Annotated in this window: 13 protein-coding genes; 4 read left to right on the top strand and 9 right to left on the bottom strand. The window is 71.5% G+C overall.

The features are described 5' to 3' along the window. Positions 1-25 precede the first annotated feature (25 nt). The 4 genes from ACI3KY_RS05840 to ACI3KY_RS05825 form a co-directional block, all read right to left on the bottom strand. Positions 26-2,413 (bottom strand): ComEC/Rec2 family competence protein, encoded by a 2,388-nt coding sequence (locus ACI3KY_RS05840; RefSeq protein WP_404929260.1) that lies wholly within the window; start codon positions 2,411-2,413, stop codon positions 26-28. Between the two features lies 1 nt (position 2,414). Further along, positions 2,415-2,948 (bottom strand): ComEA family DNA-binding protein, encoded by a 534-nt coding sequence (locus ACI3KY_RS05835; RefSeq protein WP_404929311.1) that lies wholly within the window; start codon positions 2,946-2,948, stop codon positions 2,415-2,417. 226 nt (positions 2,949-3,174) lie between these two features. Then, positions 3,175-5,781, bottom strand: a complete 2,607-nt coding sequence (gene leuS, locus ACI3KY_RS05830; protein ID WP_404929259.1) for a leucine--tRNA ligase — start codon at positions 5,779-5,781, stop codon at positions 3,175-3,177. 94 nt (positions 5,782-5,875) lie between these two features. After that, entirely contained in the window at positions 5,876-7,198 is a 1,323-nt protein-coding gene (locus tag ACI3KY_RS05825; RefSeq protein ID WP_404929258.1) for an anthranilate synthase component I family protein, read from the bottom strand. Between the two features lie 42 nt (positions 7,199-7,240). On the opposite strand from ACI3KY_RS05825, the gene ACI3KY_RS05820 reads away from it, so the two are divergent. The 4 genes from ACI3KY_RS05820 to ACI3KY_RS05805 are packed head-to-tail and all read left to right on the top strand — an operon-like array spanning position 7,241 to position 10,638. Beyond that, entirely contained in the window at positions 7,241-7,918 is a 678-nt protein-coding gene (locus ACI3KY_RS05820) for a DedA family protein (protein ID WP_404929257.1), read from the top strand. Between the two features lie 4 nt (positions 7,919-7,922). Next, a complete protein-coding gene (locus ACI3KY_RS05815; RefSeq protein WP_404929256.1) occupies positions 7,923-8,978 on the top strand; it encodes an App1 family protein in 1,056 nt (351 codons plus the stop codon). Positions 8,979-9,006: 28 nt separating this feature from the next. Beyond that, the gene (locus ACI3KY_RS05810; RefSeq protein ID WP_404929255.1) at positions 9,007-9,720 is read left to right on the top strand and encodes an SOS response-associated peptidase; all 714 of its coding nucleotides are present in this window, start codon (positions 9,007-9,009) and stop codon (positions 9,718-9,720) included. Between the two features lie 45 nt (positions 9,721-9,765). Beyond that, positions 9,766-10,638: a 3-methyladenine DNA glycosylase gene (locus ACI3KY_RS05805; protein ID WP_404929254.1), complete on the top strand. Its 873-nt coding sequence runs from the start codon at positions 9,766-9,768 to the stop codon at positions 10,636-10,638. A 1-nt stretch (position 10,639) separates the two neighbouring features. Here the strand turns inward: ACI3KY_RS05805 and ACI3KY_RS05800 are convergent, their stop codons facing one another. The 5 genes from ACI3KY_RS05800 to ACI3KY_RS05780 all read right to left on the bottom strand — a co-directional run bounded on the left by ACI3KY_RS05800 (position 10,640) and on the right by ACI3KY_RS05780 (position 16,313). After that, positions 10,640-11,845 (bottom strand): glycoside hydrolase family 3 N-terminal domain-containing protein, encoded by a 1,206-nt coding sequence (locus tag ACI3KY_RS05800; RefSeq protein ID WP_404929253.1) that lies wholly within the window; start codon positions 11,843-11,845, stop codon positions 10,640-10,642. Between the two features lie 61 nt (positions 11,846-11,906). Next, positions 11,907-13,583, bottom strand: coding sequence for an acyl-CoA dehydrogenase family protein (locus ACI3KY_RS05795; RefSeq protein ID WP_404929252.1), 1,677 nt, complete (start codon positions 13,581-13,583; stop codon positions 11,907-11,909). Then, on the bottom strand, positions 13,580-14,665 hold the full coding sequence (locus ACI3KY_RS05790; RefSeq protein WP_404929251.1) for a putative zinc-binding metallopeptidase: 1,086 nt from the start codon (positions 14,663-14,665) through the stop codon (positions 13,580-13,582). Before ACI3KY_RS05790 ends, ACI3KY_RS05795 begins: the two co-directional genes overlap by 4 nt. Positions 14,666-14,706: 41 nt before the next feature. After that, positions 14,707-15,840, bottom strand: a complete 1,134-nt coding sequence (locus ACI3KY_RS05785; RefSeq protein ID WP_404929250.1) for a PQQ-dependent sugar dehydrogenase — start codon at positions 15,838-15,840, stop codon at positions 14,707-14,709. Continuing rightward, on the bottom strand, positions 15,837-16,313 hold the full coding sequence (locus tag ACI3KY_RS05780; protein WP_404929249.1) for a VOC family protein: 477 nt from the start codon (positions 16,311-16,313) through the stop codon (positions 15,837-15,839). The genes ACI3KY_RS05785 and ACI3KY_RS05780 overlap by 4 nt, the downstream gene beginning before the upstream one ends. Between the last annotated feature and the right edge of the window lie 18 nt (positions 16,314-16,331).

Genomic DNA, 16,331 nt, shown 5'->3' with positions numbered 1-16,331 from the left:
CAGCCCGGGCGCGGGCGGCGGCTGGTCATCCTCCCCGCTCCCGCCACATCGCGACCGTGTTCTCGGACGACCACAGCGCGATCGCGCCGTCCAGATCGGTGCGTGCGATGCGGGCGCCCACGTCGTCGAGGATCGTGAGGGTCTCCACCCGCGGGTGCCCGTAGTCGTTGCCGGCCCCCACTGTCAGCAGCGCCACAGCCGGTTGCACCGCGACATACAGGTCGGCGTCCTGGTCGGCGCTGCCGTGATGCGCCACCTTGACGATCGAGTACGGCGGTGCCAGGGCGCCCGCGGCCGCCAGCACCCGCTGCGGTGAGGCCGACAGATCGCCGAGGAGCAGCGTGGGAGGGATGCCGCCGCCCCGCACATCGAGGACGACGCTTGCGTCGTTGCCCTCCGGAAATGCCCGACTGCCGGGCTTCGGCCACAGCACACGCCACCGCGCCGCGCCGAGTGACCCGCTGAGGCCCGTGGACGCCTGGGTCGACCGCGCGCCCTCCGCCGTCAACGCGGCGATCCGACGGACCGCGTCCGCATCGCCGGGACCGTGCAGCACGGTGCCGACCCGACCGCGCACGGCGTCGAGCCCGCCGATGTGGTCGAGGTCGTAGTGGGTGAGCACCAGGAGGTCGATGCGCCCGATCCCCGCGCGTGCCAGGCAGGCGGCGAGCGGCTCCGGCGCCGGGCCGGTATCGACAAGGGCCACCGCCCCGGCCGAACGCAGCAGCACCGCGTCGCCCTGACCGACGTCGCACGCCAGCACCGACCAGTCCGCGGGCAGCGTCCAGCGCCCCGCGACCGATGTGAGTGCCCCCGCGCCCAGGGCCGTGCCCGCGACGACGGCCACGAGCAGGACCGACGCGGCGCGGGCGAGCCGCCGCGCCGGAGGGCCGTCGCGGCGGAGCACGATGACGAGCCCGATGGCCACACCGACGATCGTCAGGCTCGCGGCCCCGGGCCAGCCCTCCCACCAGGGCAGGGCGTCGCCGGGAAGTCCGGCGACGGTCGTCGCGGTCGCGGCGATCCAGGATGCCGGTACCCAGGCGAGGGCCGCGAGCCCCGACTGCAGCCACGGGAAGGGCGCGCTGAGGCATGCCGCGAGGCCGAGCACCGTGGCTGCCGGCGCCGCGGGCCCGGCCAGGAGATTCGCGAGCACGCCGTAGACGGGCACGGTCGGCTCGATGAGGATCAGCAGCGGTCCGCAGGCGAGCTGCGCGGCGAGCGGGACCGCCAGCGCCAGCGCGAGGGGGCGGGGAACCGCACGTGCGAGACCCCCCGCGAGCGGACGGGCGAAGAGCAGCAGCGCGGCCGTCGCTGCGGTCGAGAGCGCGAAGCCCAGCGATGCCGCCAGCCACGGATCGATGACCAGCAGCACCGTCACGGCGGTCGACAGCAGCGCGATCCCCACTCCCGTGCGGCCCAGGAGCACGGCGAGCATCGCGACGGCAGCCATCGCTGCGGCGCGCACCACACTGGGCTCGGGCGTGACGAGCACCACGAACCCGACGAGCACCGCGAGGCCGCAGCCCACCCGCAGGCCGCGCGAGGCACCGAGCGCGGCCGCGAGGGCGAAGGCGAGGCCGACCACCAGGGCGCAGTTGGCGCCCGACACCGCGGTGAGGTGGGAGAGCGATGCCGCCTTCATCGCTCTGTCGAGCGCGGGCGACACCACCGAGGTGTCGCCGACGGCCAGCCCCGGCACGAGACCTGCCCCGTCGCCGGGAAGACCGTCCACGGCGCGGACCAGCCCGCGCCGCAGTTCCGCCGCCATCGCGGCCACCCCCTCGGCCGCCCGGACGACGTCGACCCCTCGGGACGCCCAGAGCACCAGCACGGCGCGTTCGCCGGCACGGCCGGGCGTGGTGCTGCCGCGAGCCTCGACCACTGCGCCGACGTCGAGCGACGAGAGGCGATGGACATCGCGCAGCGACACGCGCACGCTGATCTCCACGTCCGTCGCGCGGGTCTCGTGCCCCGTCACGAAGCGCGAGGTGCGCGCATCGAAGGCGACGGTCCCGTCGGCACGCCGCTCGACCTTGCCGACCACCTCGGCGCGCACCTCGACCGCGCGGCCACCGTCGAGGGCCAGTTGCCCGACACCCTCTCTCGCGGGCTGCGCCGCAGCGACATGCGAGGCGGCGGTCGCCGACGCCGCGGCCGCGAGCACCACGACGACGAGCGCCCGGCGCACCGCGTGACGCGGCATCCGGAACCGTCCTCGCGTGGGCGCAACGCGGCTGGACACGGTTGCGGGCAGGCTCGCACGCACGACCGCGACAGCGCCCAGCGCCACGACGAGCCACAGCGCGGCGGCGAGCCAGGGAGAGGCCGGGGGCAGGAGGATCGCGGCGGCGGCGGCCGCCCAGCACGAAGCGGCGACGGGAGCGAGCCGGAGCGCTGCTGCACGCGGCACGTCACACCGTCACGAGGTCGCGGAGGGACTCCAGCATCTTGTCGCCGATGCCCGGCACGGCCAGGAGGTCTTCGACGCTCGTGAATCCGCCGTTGTCCTCGCGCCAGGCGACGATGCGTTCGGCGAGAGCCGGGCCGATGCGCGGCAGCGTCTCGAGCATCGCCGCGTCCGCCGCATTCAGGTCGACCCGCCCGTCGGCGGCTGCCGGGGCGGCCGCGCCGGCCGGCGCCGCTTCGCCTTCGTGCGGCACCGGCAGCTGCTCCCCGTCGTCGAGCGTGCGTGCCAGGTTGACCGCGTCGCGATCGGCGTCCTCGCTGAAGCCGCCCGCGGCGGCGACCGCGTCCACCACGCACGCGCCCGCCCGCAGCAGATACAGGCCGGGAGTGCGCACCGCGCCGGACACGTGCACGTAGAGGTCGCCGACGCCCGTGGCGACGGGCACCGGTGTCTGGTCCACGAGGACCTCGTCCACCGGCGACATCGCACCGCGAAGGATGCCGATGCCCACGGTGACGGCGAGTGCGGCGACGACCATCACGATCACGGCGCCGACGCCGAGCCGCCGCCGTGCGGACGGGTCGGGCACGCTCAGCCCTGAGCCTGAGTCTGAGCCCCGTGCGGGGACCGCGGCTACCGTTCCGAGCGGCTCGTCGCGGTCACCGGCTGTCACCGGACTCACGCTAGGAGTCCGGTGACAGCCGTGATGCGCACGGGGCGGAGGATGTGGAGATCCCGCGGCCCGGCCTTCCTGGGGAGGAAGGTCAGTGCGTGCTGAAGCTCACGACCTTGGGGGGTCGAACGACGGTGCGCGTGATGTCACGGTCGCCGAGGGCGCGGACGACCTTCTCATCGGCACGGGCGAGGCGCTCGAGCTCTGCGGCGTCGATGCGGGCGGGAACCTGCAGCGTTCCACGGACCTTGCCGTCGACCTGCACGATGGCCGTCACGCTCTCCTCGACGAGCAGGGTCGGATCGGCCGTGCGCCACGGCACCAGGCCCACGAAGCCGTCGTAGCCGAGGATCTGCCACATCTCCTCCGCGAGGTGCGGAGCGAACAGGTCGAGGATCATCGCGGTGGCCTCGGCGGCCTCGCGCACCGCCGGGTCGGCGGGGCCGGCACCGCTGTCGATGACCTTGCGCGTGGCGTTGACCAGCTCCATCAGCCGGGCGACGACGACGTTGAACTTCGTCTGCTCGACGAGCCCGGGCGCGTCGGCCAGGAGGCGATGCGTGATGCGCCGCAGCGACACGTCTCCCTCCGCCCAGATCACATCGGGATCGCTCGAAACGTCCTTGGCGACACGCCAGGCGCGTGCCAGGAACTTCTGGGCGCCGGTGGTCGAGACGTCCTCCCAGTTGATGTCGTCCTCGACCGGGCCGGCGAACACCATCGCGACGCGCGACGCGTCGGCTCCCGGGTCGACCATGCTGGATGCGAACTCGACGAGGTTGCCCTTCGACTTGGACATCTTCGAGCCGCCCAGCAGCACCATGCCCTGGTTGATGAGACTCGTGAACGGCTCGGTGAAGTCGATCAGCCCCATGTCGAACAGCACCTTCGTGATGAAGCGCGCGTACAGGAGGTGCAGGATCGCGTGCTCGACGCCGCCGATGTACGAGTCGACGGGAGCCCAGCGGTTGGCCTCGGCGGACGGGAACGCCTGCGTCGGGTCGTTCGGCGCGAGGAAGCGCAGGAAGTACCAGGAGCTGTCGACGAACGTGTCCATCGTGTCGGGGTCGCGCAGCGCCGGCTCGCCCGTCTCGGGATCCGTCGTCTTCATCCACTCGGTCGCGCCGCCGAGCGGCGAGGTCCCGCGGGGCTTCAGGTCCAGTCCGCGCGCATCGGGCAGCTCGAGCGGAAGCTGGTCGTCCGGCACCGGGACGATACGGCCGTCCTCCGTGTGGATCATCGGGATCGGCGTCCCCCAGAATCGCTGGCGTGAGATCAGCCAGTCACGCAGGCGGTACGACTTCGCGGCACGCCCCGTGCCGGCGGCCTCGAGCTGCTCGATGATGCGCGCGATGGCGTTGCGCTTCGACAGGCCGTCCAGCGACCCGGAGTTGATGAGCCGGCCCTCTCCGGTGAGCGCGATACCGGTGCGGGCGGGGTCGACGTCGGACAGCGCCTCGACCGGGCCGGGATCGATCGGCACGCCGTCGTCGTCGAGCTCGATGACGGGGATGGCGCCGGTGATCGGCGCGGTGGTGTCGACCACGACCTTGACCGGAAGGTCGAAGGCGCGGGCGAAATCGAGGTCGCGCTGGTCGTGCGCGGGCACGGCCATGACGGCGCCGTGGCCGTAGTCGGCCAGCACGTAGTCGGCCGCCCAGATCGGCAGACGGTCGCCGTTCACGGGGTTGATCGCGAAGCGGTCGAGGAACACGCCCGTCTTCGGGCGGTCCGTCGACTGGCGCTCGATGTCGGTCTCGCGCTGCACGCGCTCGAGGTAGTCCTGGAAGCGCATGCGCACCTCGGCCGTCGAGCCGGCGGCGAGCTCGGCGGCCAGATCGCTGTCGGGGGCGACGACCATGAAGGTCGCGCCGTGCAGCGTGTCGGGGCGCGTCGAGAACACCGTCACCTTGTCGGCGCGACCCTCGATCTCGAAGTCGATGTCGGCCCCTACCGAGCGGCCGATCCAGTTCCGCTGCATCCGGAGCACCTTCTGCGGCCAGAAACCCTCGAGCTGGTTCAGGTCGTCGAGCAGCCGGTCGGCGTAATCGGTGATCTTGAAGTACCACTGCGTCAGGTTCTTCTTGACGACCTCGGCCCCGCAGCGCTCGCAGTGCCCGTCGACGACCTGCTCGTTGGCGAGCACGGTCTGGTCGTTCGGGCACCAGTTGACCGGGCTGGCCTTGCGGTACGCCAGACCGCGCTCGTAGAGGCGCTGGAACAGCCACTGGTTCCAGCGGTAGTACTCGGGGTCGCTGGTGTGCAGGATGCGCGACCAGTCGTACGACGAGCCGTACTGGCGGAAGCTCTTCTTGTGCTGAGCGATGTTCGCGTACGTCCACTCGCGCGGGTCGGAGCCCGCGCCGCCCTTGATCGCCGCGTTCTCGGCCGGCAGCCCGAACGAGTCCCACCCGATCGGGTTCAGCACGTTGTAGCCGCGGTGGCGCCAGAAGCGGGCCACGACGTCGACGTAGGCGTAGTTCTCGGCGTGCCCCATGTGCAGGTCGCCGGACGGGTACGGGAACATCCCGAGCACGAACTTCCGCGGACGCTTGTCATCGGCACCGCCGGCCCGGAACGGGTCGGCCTCGGCCCAGCGCGCCTGCCACTTCTGCTGGATCGAGTACGCGTCATAGCCCTCGGCGGGCGCAGAGGTGACGGGGGTGTCGGTGTGACTCACGAGGGAAATACCAATCATCGGATGACGGGATGCCGGGATGCCGGGAAGCACGCAGAGCGCACGCAGCACGCAGCGCACGAAGCGCACCTTCCAGGTTAGCGGAAGGGCGGCTTCACCAGCCCGGCGGCAGTGCGGCGCCCAGCGCGGCGAGCGGCGCGCGTGCCTTGATGCCGACCTCCGCGACCTCGGCCGCGGCATCCGATCGCCAGGTGATACCGCCGCCGGCGCCGACATAGGCGCTGTCTTCGCGGACGACGATCGATCGGATCACCATCGCGAGGTCGAGCCCGCCGTCGTCGCCGATCCAGCCGAAGCACCCCGAGAACACCCCGCGCGGCGCGCCCTCGAGGCTGTGCAGGATGGTCATCGCCGACAGTTTGGGCGCTCCCGTCATCGAGCCGGCCGGGAACGTCGCGTCCAGCAGATCGCCCACGGTCGTCGCGGGGACCAGCCGGCCCGACACGGTGCTGACCAGCTGATGCACGGCCGGATACGACTCCACCTCGAGGAGCGCGTCGACTCCGACGGTGCCCGGCAGGCACACGCGCGAGAGGTCGTTGCGCATCAGGTCGACGATCATGACGTTCTCCGCGCGCTCCTTGTCGCTCGCGCGCAGCTCGTCCGCGAGTGCGGCGTCGGTCGCGGGATCGCCGCCGCGCGGCCGGGTGCCCTTGATCGGCCGGGTCCGCACGACCGCGGCGCCGTCCGGGCCGGGTGCGACGTCGAGGAATCGCTCGGGGCTCGCACTCAGGAGCGCGGTCCGTCCCGAGCGCACGATCCCCCCGTGGTGCGCCGGCGTCGCCTCCCGCAGGCGTGCGTACACCGCGACGGGATCGACGGATGCCTCGACCTCGAACCGCGTCGTGAGGCACAGCTGGTACGCGTCCCCCTTGCGGATCGCGTCGCGACAGCGCTCGATCAGGGCCGCGTACTCCTCCGGCGCGTGACGCGACCGCGCCGGCGCACCCGCGGGTGCCGGCATCGGCGGAGGTGCCGGCAAGACGCCGGCGACGGCAGCCACGACCCGCGGCACGTCGACGGAGGAGCCGAAGACGTGGACGCGCTGCGCGCCATGATCGAACGCCACGAGGCGATCGACCCGCAGCCAGAGGTCCTGCGGCACACCGTCGGCGTCGCGGGACGAGGGTGCGCCGGCGCGGGCGGCGGCGTCGTCGTATGCGCTCCAGCCGACCCAGCCGCCGCGGAACGCCGCCTCGCCCGAGTGCGCAGCGCCGGCAGACCCGCCCGTGCACACCGTCGCCGTCGCGCGCGCGGGATCGTCGGGAGAGCCCGTGCCCATCCAGCTCCAGCCCTCGCGCGCGCCGGGTCCGGCATCCAGCCAGAAGACGTGCGGTTCATGCGCGAACAGGGTGGCGAAGACGGCTGCCGGATCCGCCCACTGCGCGATGCACGCGGTGGCGACGGTGTCCGACATGTTCCCAGGTTAGAGGCGCGCGGCGGCCTCTAGGCTCGTGGCGTGAACGAGTTCCTCACCTGGCTGCTCGACGCCGTGCAGAGCGTCGACCCGGTGCTCAGGACCCTTCTCGCGGGCTTCGCCATCATGCTCGAGACCAGCGTCCTCGTGGGGCTCGTGGTGCCCGGCGACACCGTCGTCATCGTCGCCGCGACGGCCGTCGCCTCCCCTCTCGAGGGCGTGCTGCTCGGTGTCGCGGTGGTGATCGGCGCCGTCATCGGCGAAAGCATCGGCTTCGGGCTCGGCCGGTTCCTCGGCCCGAAGATCCAGCACTCACGCCTGGGTCGTCGCATCGGCGAGGCCAACTGGGAGCGGTCGGAGAGATACCTCCGTCGCCGTGGGGGTCCGGCGATCTTCATCTCACGGTTCCTTCCGGTGCTCCACTCGCTGGTGCCGCTCACGGTGGGCATGAGCGGGTACCCGTACCGGCGGTTCCTCGCATGGACCATTCCGGCGTGCGTCGTGTGGTCGACGCTCTACATCTCGGTGGCGGCTCTCGCAGCCGGCACGTACCGCGAACTCGCCGACCAGCTCCACTACGCGGGCTACATCTTCGTCGGCGTCATCGTCCTCTTCCTCGTGCTCGTGTTCCTCAGCAAGAAGGTCATCGAGCGGGCGGAGCGGAAGCACCTCGACCACGACGGCCCTGACGAAGCGTCCGTGGCGGACATGAAAGACTGAGCGGATGCCTCAGACCGACCCCCAGCCCGTGCGCGCCAAGATCCTGTGGCTCGCTCGCCTGGAGTACCGGTTCCACTCCTGGCGGGAACGGCGGGCGCGGCGACGGGGCCAGAAGCCCACGGTGACCCCGTTCCCGGGCTACGGCGGTCCCGGGTGGGTCCGCGTGCTCGGCCGCGCCATGATCGTGCCCCCCGCGAAGGTCTCCGAGGGCGGCGAGTATGCCGGAGTGCGCGGCTGGCGCAGCTTCGTTGCGGTGCCGATCGGCTACGCGCAGATCACCGTCACCATCGCCGGGATCGAGCACGTCGTGGTCGCCGACCGCGGCGGCGTGATCGATACGCGGCTGCCGGCAGCGCTGGAGCCGGGCTGGCAGACGTTCACGATGTCCGTCGAAGGCGGCGAGCCGGTCGAGACCCGCGCGTTCGTGGTGGCGCCCGACGTCCGGTTCGGCATCGTGTCGGATGTCGACGACACCGTGATGGTGACCGCCATCCCGCGCCCCCTCCTCGCCGCCTGGAACTCCTTCGTCGTCGACGAGCACGCGCGCCAGCCGGTCCCCGGCATGGCCGTGCTGATGGAACGCGTCGTGCGCGAGAACCCCGGGGCACCGCTCATCTATCTGTCGACCGGCGCCTGGAACATCGCCCCGACGCTGATGCGGTTCCTGAGCCGGCACGTCTTCCCGCCCGGATCACTGCTGCTCACCGACTGGGGTCCCACCCACGACCGCTGGTTCCGCAGCGGCAAGGCCCACAAGCTGTCGAACCTGCGACGTCTCGCCGACGAGTTCCCGGGCGTGCGCTGGCTGCTGATCGGCGACGACGGCCAGCACGACGACGACATCTACACGACGTTCACCGACGAGCATCCGTCTCGAGTGGTCGCCGTCGCCATCCGCCGCCTCTCCCCTGCCGAAGCCGTCCTCGCCGGCGGCCGCACCGCGGTCAACGACCACGCGGCGGCCGAGGTGCCGTGGGTCACCGACAACGACGGTGCCGGCCTCCTGGAGCGGCTCGAGGACGTGGGCGTGCTGGGGAGCACGGGTACCGCCACGGTGTGACGTCGGACCCCGCGCGTAGGCTGGGCGCATGTGCGGACGTTTCGTAGTGGCCAGTGCCGGTCCCGAACTCGTCGGGGTGCTGCGCGTCGATGTCGAGGGCGACGACCTGCCGGCCCCGTCCTTCAACGTGGCACCCACCGATCGCGCGGCGATCGTGCTGGACTCGGCCAAGACCGAGCCGCCGACCAGGCGGCTGGAGGCGGCGCGCTGGGGGTTGATCCCCTCGTGGGCGAAAGACACGAAGATCGGCGCGCGTGCCTTCAACGCCCGGGCCGAAGAGCTCGAGGACAAGCCGATGTTCCGCGGCGCGCTCGAGAAGCGGCGTGCGGTGGTGCCGACATCCGGCTACTACGAGTGGAAGAACGTCGACGGCGCCAAGACGCCGCATTTCATCCACCCGGCTGACGGTGAGCCGCTGTTCCTCGCCGGGCTCTACGAATGGTGGCGCGACAAGACGAAGGGCGACGACGATCCCGAGCGGTGGCTGCTGAGCTTCACCATCCTCACCCGGGACTCCATCGGGCACCTCGGCTCCATCCACGACCGCATGCCGCTGTTCCTCGACCCCGATCACGCCGATGCGTGGCTCGATCCGACCACCGACAACGTCCGCGATGTGCTGGATGCGGCCATCGACGCAGCCCCGGCACTGGCCGACACCCTCGAGGACCACGCGGTCTCGAAGGCCGTGGGCAACGTCCGCAACAACTCCCCCGAGCTCATCGAGCCGGTCGAGTCCTGATCTTCGCAGTGGGGGCTCGCGAGGGGGTCCGCGTATCCTCGAACGGTGACGATCGCGCCCGCTCCCGTCCCGGTGCTCACCGGTGACGTGTGGCGTGCCCGCGCGGCGGCACACGAGAACCGTGCCCGCGCGCTGACGCAGGGCCGCCGGGAGCGGGCGGCGCACGGTGAGACGCACCCCGTCGAGGACTTCCTGTTCACGTACTACTCGTACAAGCCGTCGGTGCTGCATCGCTGGCATCCCGGCGAAGGCCTGGAGCTGACGGACGCCGCGGCCGACGCGCGAGCCGGATGGCGCTGGTACCGCGCGGGCACCGCATCGGGGTCGCTCGCTGTCGACGGCGACGGCTTCCGCGCCGAGCGCGGCGCCCTCATCGCGAACGTCTCAAGGATCCTCCGTGCCACTGCCGACCGCGCTCCCGGCTTCGGCTGCTTCGGTCTGCACGAGTGGGCGATGGTCTATCGGCAGCAGGAGCACCGGCATCCCGTGCCGCTGCGCCTCGGTCAGCACGCGACGGATGCCGTCGTCGAGGCCGCCGAGCTGCGCTGTACGCACTTCGATGCCTTCCGCTTCTTCACCCCCGAGGCCGCGCCGCGCAATCGCGAGACGCCGACCCGCGAGCGGCAGGCGGCGCTCGAGCAGCCGGGCTGTCTTCACGCCGGGATGGATCTGTACAAGTGGGCCGTGAAGCTCGGGCCGCTGGTGCCGGGCGAACTGCTCCTCGACGCGTTCGAGCTCGCCCGCGACATCCGCGTGCTCGACATGCGCGCCTCGCCGTACGACCTCGCCGAGTGGGGCTACGACGCCGTCCCCATCGAGACGGCTGAGGGCAAGGCCGAGTACGTGCGCGCCCAGCGCACATTCGCCGACCGCGGGACCGCAGTGCGCCGGCGACTGATCGACGTCGCCGCCGCCTGACTCATTCGGCGGGGGCGCACGTCGTGCAGGGCAGATCCCCCGCGCCCGCCTCTGCGACGGCGAGCCGGAGCTCCATCACCCGCACGGCGGCCTCGTCGAGCCGATCCGCCGGCAGCACGCCGGACTCCACCGCGGCGACGATGCCGTCGACGATCCGCGGCGCCGTCTCGGGCGTCGAGTAGACCACCGTCAGGACCATGTCGTTGCCCGCGGCGAGGGCGGCAACGGCGTTGGCCACCGGATCGGCGTACGGCGCCTGGCCAGAACCCTGCAGCATCCCCAGGTCGTCGGTGATGCTCACGCCGCCGAATCCGAGCTCCTCCCGGGCGATCCGGTGCCACTCCGGCGACAGGCTCGCCGGCGCGGGATCGACAGCGGTGTAGGCGAGGTGTCCGAACATCAGCAGCTCGGCGCCCGCGTCGATGCCCGCCTCGAACGGCAGCGCATCCGCCGCGCGCCACTGATCGAGGGGCAGGGCGGTCGACGGGATCGCCGTGTGCGAGTCACCGGGCGCCGCGCCGTGCCCGGGGAAGTGCTTGAGCGTCGAGAACACCGTGCCTTCCTCGCCCCGCACGGCTGCCGCCACACGGGCAGACGCGGCGTCGGGAGTCGTTCCGAGCACGCGCCGGTGGATGAACGAGCCCGGGTCGGCCGTGACATCGGCGACGATCCCGAAGTTCACGGGAATGCCCGCCTCTCGCACGAGGTCCGCCCGACCTGCGAACGCCGCCTCGGCTGCCGACGGATCGGCCTGCTGCAGATCGAGCGGCGCCGGAAAGGGGTCCCACGGAAGTCGGGACACGTCGCCACCCTCTTGATCGATCGCGACCAGCGGCGGCCGCGCCGGATCCACCGTCAGCGCCGCGGTGATCGTCTGGAGAGCCGCCTCATCCGCAGGGATGTTCGCCCCCATCAGCAGGAAGCCGCCGATACCGGACGTCTCCATGTACGCGTGCAGAGCGCCGGCGTCGGTGGTCGGGATGTGGCCCATCACGACGCTGGCGGCCCGCTCGCGCAGCGACATCGCCTCGACGGCCGCTTCGGCCGGCTCGGACGTCGGTGTCGGCGTCGGGGTCGGCTCGGGCTGTACCTCTGCGGTGGAAGAATGCGACGGCTGCTGCACTTCGGCGCCCGACGCGCACGACGTGCACATCGCTGCGAGCGCCACGACGGCCGCGAACAGGGCGAGGCGCGGCGCAGAAGTCATCCGCCAAGCCTAGGCGCGCCGGGTGCAAGGGTTCTGGGAACGACAGGACGTGCGGGCCGGGTCAGTGCCGCGCGACGATGGCCGCGGCATCCGTTCCCCGGGGAAGCACGCCGTACTGCGCCCCGCGTTCGTCGCCGAGACGCGCGGCGATGAAGGCCTCGGCGTCGCGGCCCGGTGCGTGGCGGAGCATGAGCGACGCCTGGAAGGCGAGCGCGAGGTCTTCGCTGAGACGCCGGGCCTGGGATGCCGCTTCGTCGGGGTCCGTGGTCAGCTGCTGCAGCAGCATCAGCGTGCGCGCGACATGACGATCGAGGTCGGCGGAAGCGCCGGATGTGCGCCCCAGCTCGTCCGCGAAAGCCTCACCCGATTCGCGGTCGCGTGTGAGCGCCCGCAGCACGTCCAGCGCGATGACGTTGCCCGAGCCCTCCCAGATCGCCATGACCGGCTGCTCGCGATAGCGCCGGGCGAGCGGGAACGACTCGGTGTAGCCGTTTCCCCCGAGGCACTCCAGCGCCTCGTACGCATGATGCGGCCCTCGCTTGCACACCCAGTACTTCGACACCGGCGTCGCGAGCCGCCGGAGTGCCACGTCGCGGTCGGAAGCGTCCGCCTCGAACAGCTGCGCCAGGCGCATGCCGGTGAGCATAGCCGCTTCGTACTCGAGCGACAGGTCGGCGAGCACGCCGGTCATCGCAGGCTGGTCCACCAGCAGCGCGCCGAACGCCTCACGCCCGCGGGCGTGCCAGAGCGCCTCGGCGAGCGACTGCCGCATTCCCGCCGCGGTGCCGAGCACGCAGTCGAGGCGCGTGCGCTGCACCATCTCGATGATGGTGCGCACTCCCCGGCCCGGCTCGCCGACGAGGAATCCGACCGTGCCGTCGAATTCGACCTCCGCCGAGGCGTTGGAGCGGTTGCCGAGCTTGTCCTTCAGCCGCTGGATGCGGAACACGTTCCGCATGCCGTGCGGCAGGACGCGGGGCACGAACAGACATGTCAGCCCCTCGTCGACCCCGCCGCTGCGGGTGTGCGCCAGCACGAGGAATCCGTCCGACATCGGCGCCGAGCAGAACCATTTGTGGCCGGTGAGCTGGTACGCGTGACCGCCCATGGACTCGCCGACCGTCGTGCCCGCACGCACGTCGGATCCGCCCTGCTTCTCGGTCATCGCCATGCCGATGAGTGCACTCGTCTTCTCGCCCGTCACGATCAGACGCGGCTCGTAGTCGCGCGAGTACAGGCGCGGCAGCCACGCGTCGGCGATCCAGGGCGAGCCCTCGATCGAGGCCACAGCCGCGTGGGTCATCGAGACCGGGCAGGCGTGCCCGGGTTCCACCTGTGCGAAGAGCATGAACATGGCGGCGCGCGCCACGTGCGCGCCCGGCCGCGGTTCGGCCCAGGCCGACGTGTGCGCTCCCCGGGCCACGGCTTCGCCGATGACGCGGTGGTAGGAGGGGTCGTACTCCACCTCGTCCAGGCGGTAGCCCCAACGGTCGTGCGGGTACGCGACCGGGGTGTGGATGTTCGCCAGCTCCGCGTCGCGCTGGAACGAGCCCGAGCCGACGACTCCCCCGGCTTCGCGCAGGCCCCTCTCTGCCCAGTCGCCGCCGAACGCGCGCACAGCCTCCCCCAGCGGCGCGTTGAGGGCATACTCGTCCACGTCCACACGCCAGGGCGGCTGGTTCTCGACGTAGTGCGTCGCCGCGCCGATCACGCGCTGCCCCCGCGCGAACGTGGTCATGATCGCTCGGTCTCCGTCGCCAGCGCGAGCGAGTACTGCTCTCCCGCGCTGAGCGGCGCCCGCGTGACGATGTCGTGGACGAACGCCAGTTTGTGCCGCACCGGCGTCACGATCGTGAACGGATACAGGTCGCCGAAGCCCATCGAGCGGTTGATGCGGTTGAATCCCTGCGACAGCCACTCCCAGTCGGTGAGCAGGCGCTGGATCGGCTCGCGCTCGTACGACGCGAGGGGCACGACATCCGTGTCGCGGAGATTCGTGACGGACGCATCCAGATGGATGCCGATGACCGCCGCGGTCTGGAGGGTGCCGGTGATGTGGAGGTAGTGGGCGAACGTCTCGGCGAAGTCCTCCCAGGGGTGCATCGTGGCGTACTCCGAGATGAACGACTGGCTCCAGTCGGACGGCGCACCCAGCTTGTAGTGGCGCTTCAGGGCGTCGCGGTAGCTCGTGCGCTCGTCACCGAACAGGTCGCGGCAGCGGTCCCAGAGCTCGTCGTCGGTGAGCAGCACATTCTGGAAGTAGTGGCCGACCTCATGGCGGAGATGACCGAGGATCGTCCGATAGGGCTCGCCCAGGCGCACGCGCAGCGCCTCGCGCCGGTCGTCGAGGCTCTCGGCGAGGTCGATCGTGATGATGCCGTGGGAGTGCCCGATGGTCACGGGCTTGCCGTCGGACAGGCTCGAGATGAGGTCGAATCCGAGACCGCCGTCCTTGACGTCCCAGCCGACGATCGGCAGCCCGAGGTCGGCGAGCTGGAGGATCAGCCGACGCTTCGCCTCTTCTGTCTTGGCCAGCTTCTCGAGGGCGACGGTGTCGTTGCCCGCCGGCTGGCGGCGGGTCAGCCGGCACGAGAAGCACCGGCCGGCGGGCGCGTTCGCCCACACGAGCCAGTTGCACGCCCACTCGCGGTTCGAACAGGTGTACCAGGTCTCGCCGTCGACGTCGGCCTGACCGTTGCGCAGCCCCACGAACTCGCGCGTCGGGAGGTGGTAGCCGATCTCGGCCTCGCAGTTCGGACACCGCAGGGTGTCGAGATACACGAAGTGACGGCAATGCGGACAGCGGGGCTGCGAGCTCACGCTCTCACCGTAGCCGGTGCTCGCGCCGCCCGGCGTCTGTGTCACGCCGCCGGATCCAGCGCCACCCGCAGCAGGCGGTCATCGCCGGATCGCGGGGTGCCGCGGCCGTCGGTGTTGTTCGTGAGCAGCCACAGGGAGCCGTCGGGCACCGCGACGACATCGCGGAGACGCCCGTACTCGCCCGACAGCGCCGCGACCGGCTCGTCGACGATGGTCCCTTCACGGGTGTCGAGCTGCCAGAGCCGCTCGCCGCGCAGCCCCGCGACGAACACCGTGTCGCCGACGGCGGCGATACCGCTGGGGCTGGCGTCGCTCGTGGCCCACTGTGCCACCGGATCGACGAACCCCTCACGATCGGCGACGCCCTCGACCACCGGCCAGCCGTAGTTCGCGCCCGGCTCGATGCGATTCACCTCGTCCCACGTGTCCTGACCGAACTCGCTCGCCCACATCGCGCCGTCGGCCGTCCACGCGATGCCCTGGACGTTGCGATGTCCCAGAGACCAGATCCGCGTCCCCCAGGGATTGCCCGGCGCCGGTTCGCCGTCGGCGGTGAGGCGCAGGATCTTGCCGCCCAGGGCGTCGGGGTCCTGGGCGGCGTCACGCTGCTGCGCATCGCCCGTCGTCACGTACAGATACCCGTCCGGGCCGAATGCCAGGCGGCCTCCATCGTGGGTGCTTGCGCGTGGGATGCCGTCCAGCACGACCTCGGACTCGCCGAGCTCGAAGGATCCCGGTGCGCCGCGCAGCGGCATCCGTGTCACGCGATTGTCGTCTGCGGCGCCGAAGTAGGCGTACAGCATCGGTGTCTCGCCGGTCGAGAGCAGCGCGAGCCCGTGGAGCCCGGATTCTCCGCCCGACACGACGCCGGGCACGACGCCTGCCTCGCGAAGGTCTCCGTCCGCCGTGAGTTCGAGCACCGCGCCGTCATCGCGCTGCGAGATGAGGGCGCCTCCGCCGGGGAGCGGGACGACCGACCACGGTGCGGCGAGGCCGGACGCCAGGGTGCCGGTCACGTCTGCGACCCGCCACCAGGTGTCCACCCCGGGTGATGAACTCGGTCCCACCGTCGGTGCCTCTGCAGAAGGCGCCGGCCGCGGCGTGGAGACGCTGCAGCCGGCGGCCGTCATCAGCACCAGGAGGAGGCATCCGATCGCCCGCCCCGCGCGGCTCATCCGTCCGCCACGGCGGCCTCGAGGATGGCGAGGTCGATGCGCCGCATCCGGAGCATCGCCTGCACGGCGCGGTGTGCGATCTCGGGGTCTCGATGGCGGATCAGCTCGACCAGCCGGTCGGGGATGATCTGCCACGACAGGCCCCAGCGGTCCTTGAGCCACCCGCAGGGCTGCTCCTGCCCGCCGTCCGCCGTCAGGGCGTCCCAGTAGCGGTCGACCTCAGCCTGGTCACGACACGGCACATACAGCGAGAACGCCTCGGTGAAAGGGAACTGGGGTCCGGCATCCATTCCGTAGTAGTCGCGCCCCCCGAGCCGGAAGTGCACGTGCATGACCTTTCCGCCCATGCCGGGAACCTCGTCGGGATAGCGATCGATGCTCACCACCTCCGAGTCGGGGATGAGCGCGGTGTAGAACGTGACCGCCTCTTCGGCGCTGTCATCGAACCAGAGGAAGGGGGTGACTGCGCTCATGCGTCCCACCTTCGCCGA

This window comes from Microbacterium sp. ZW T2_14, from assembly GCF_044987405.1.
Classification (GTDB): Bacteria; Actinomycetota; Actinomycetes; order Actinomycetales; family Microbacteriaceae; genus Microbacterium.
The sequence above is the reverse complement of the archived record's forward strand: the minus strand, read 5'-3'. Positions and strand labels throughout refer to the sequence as shown.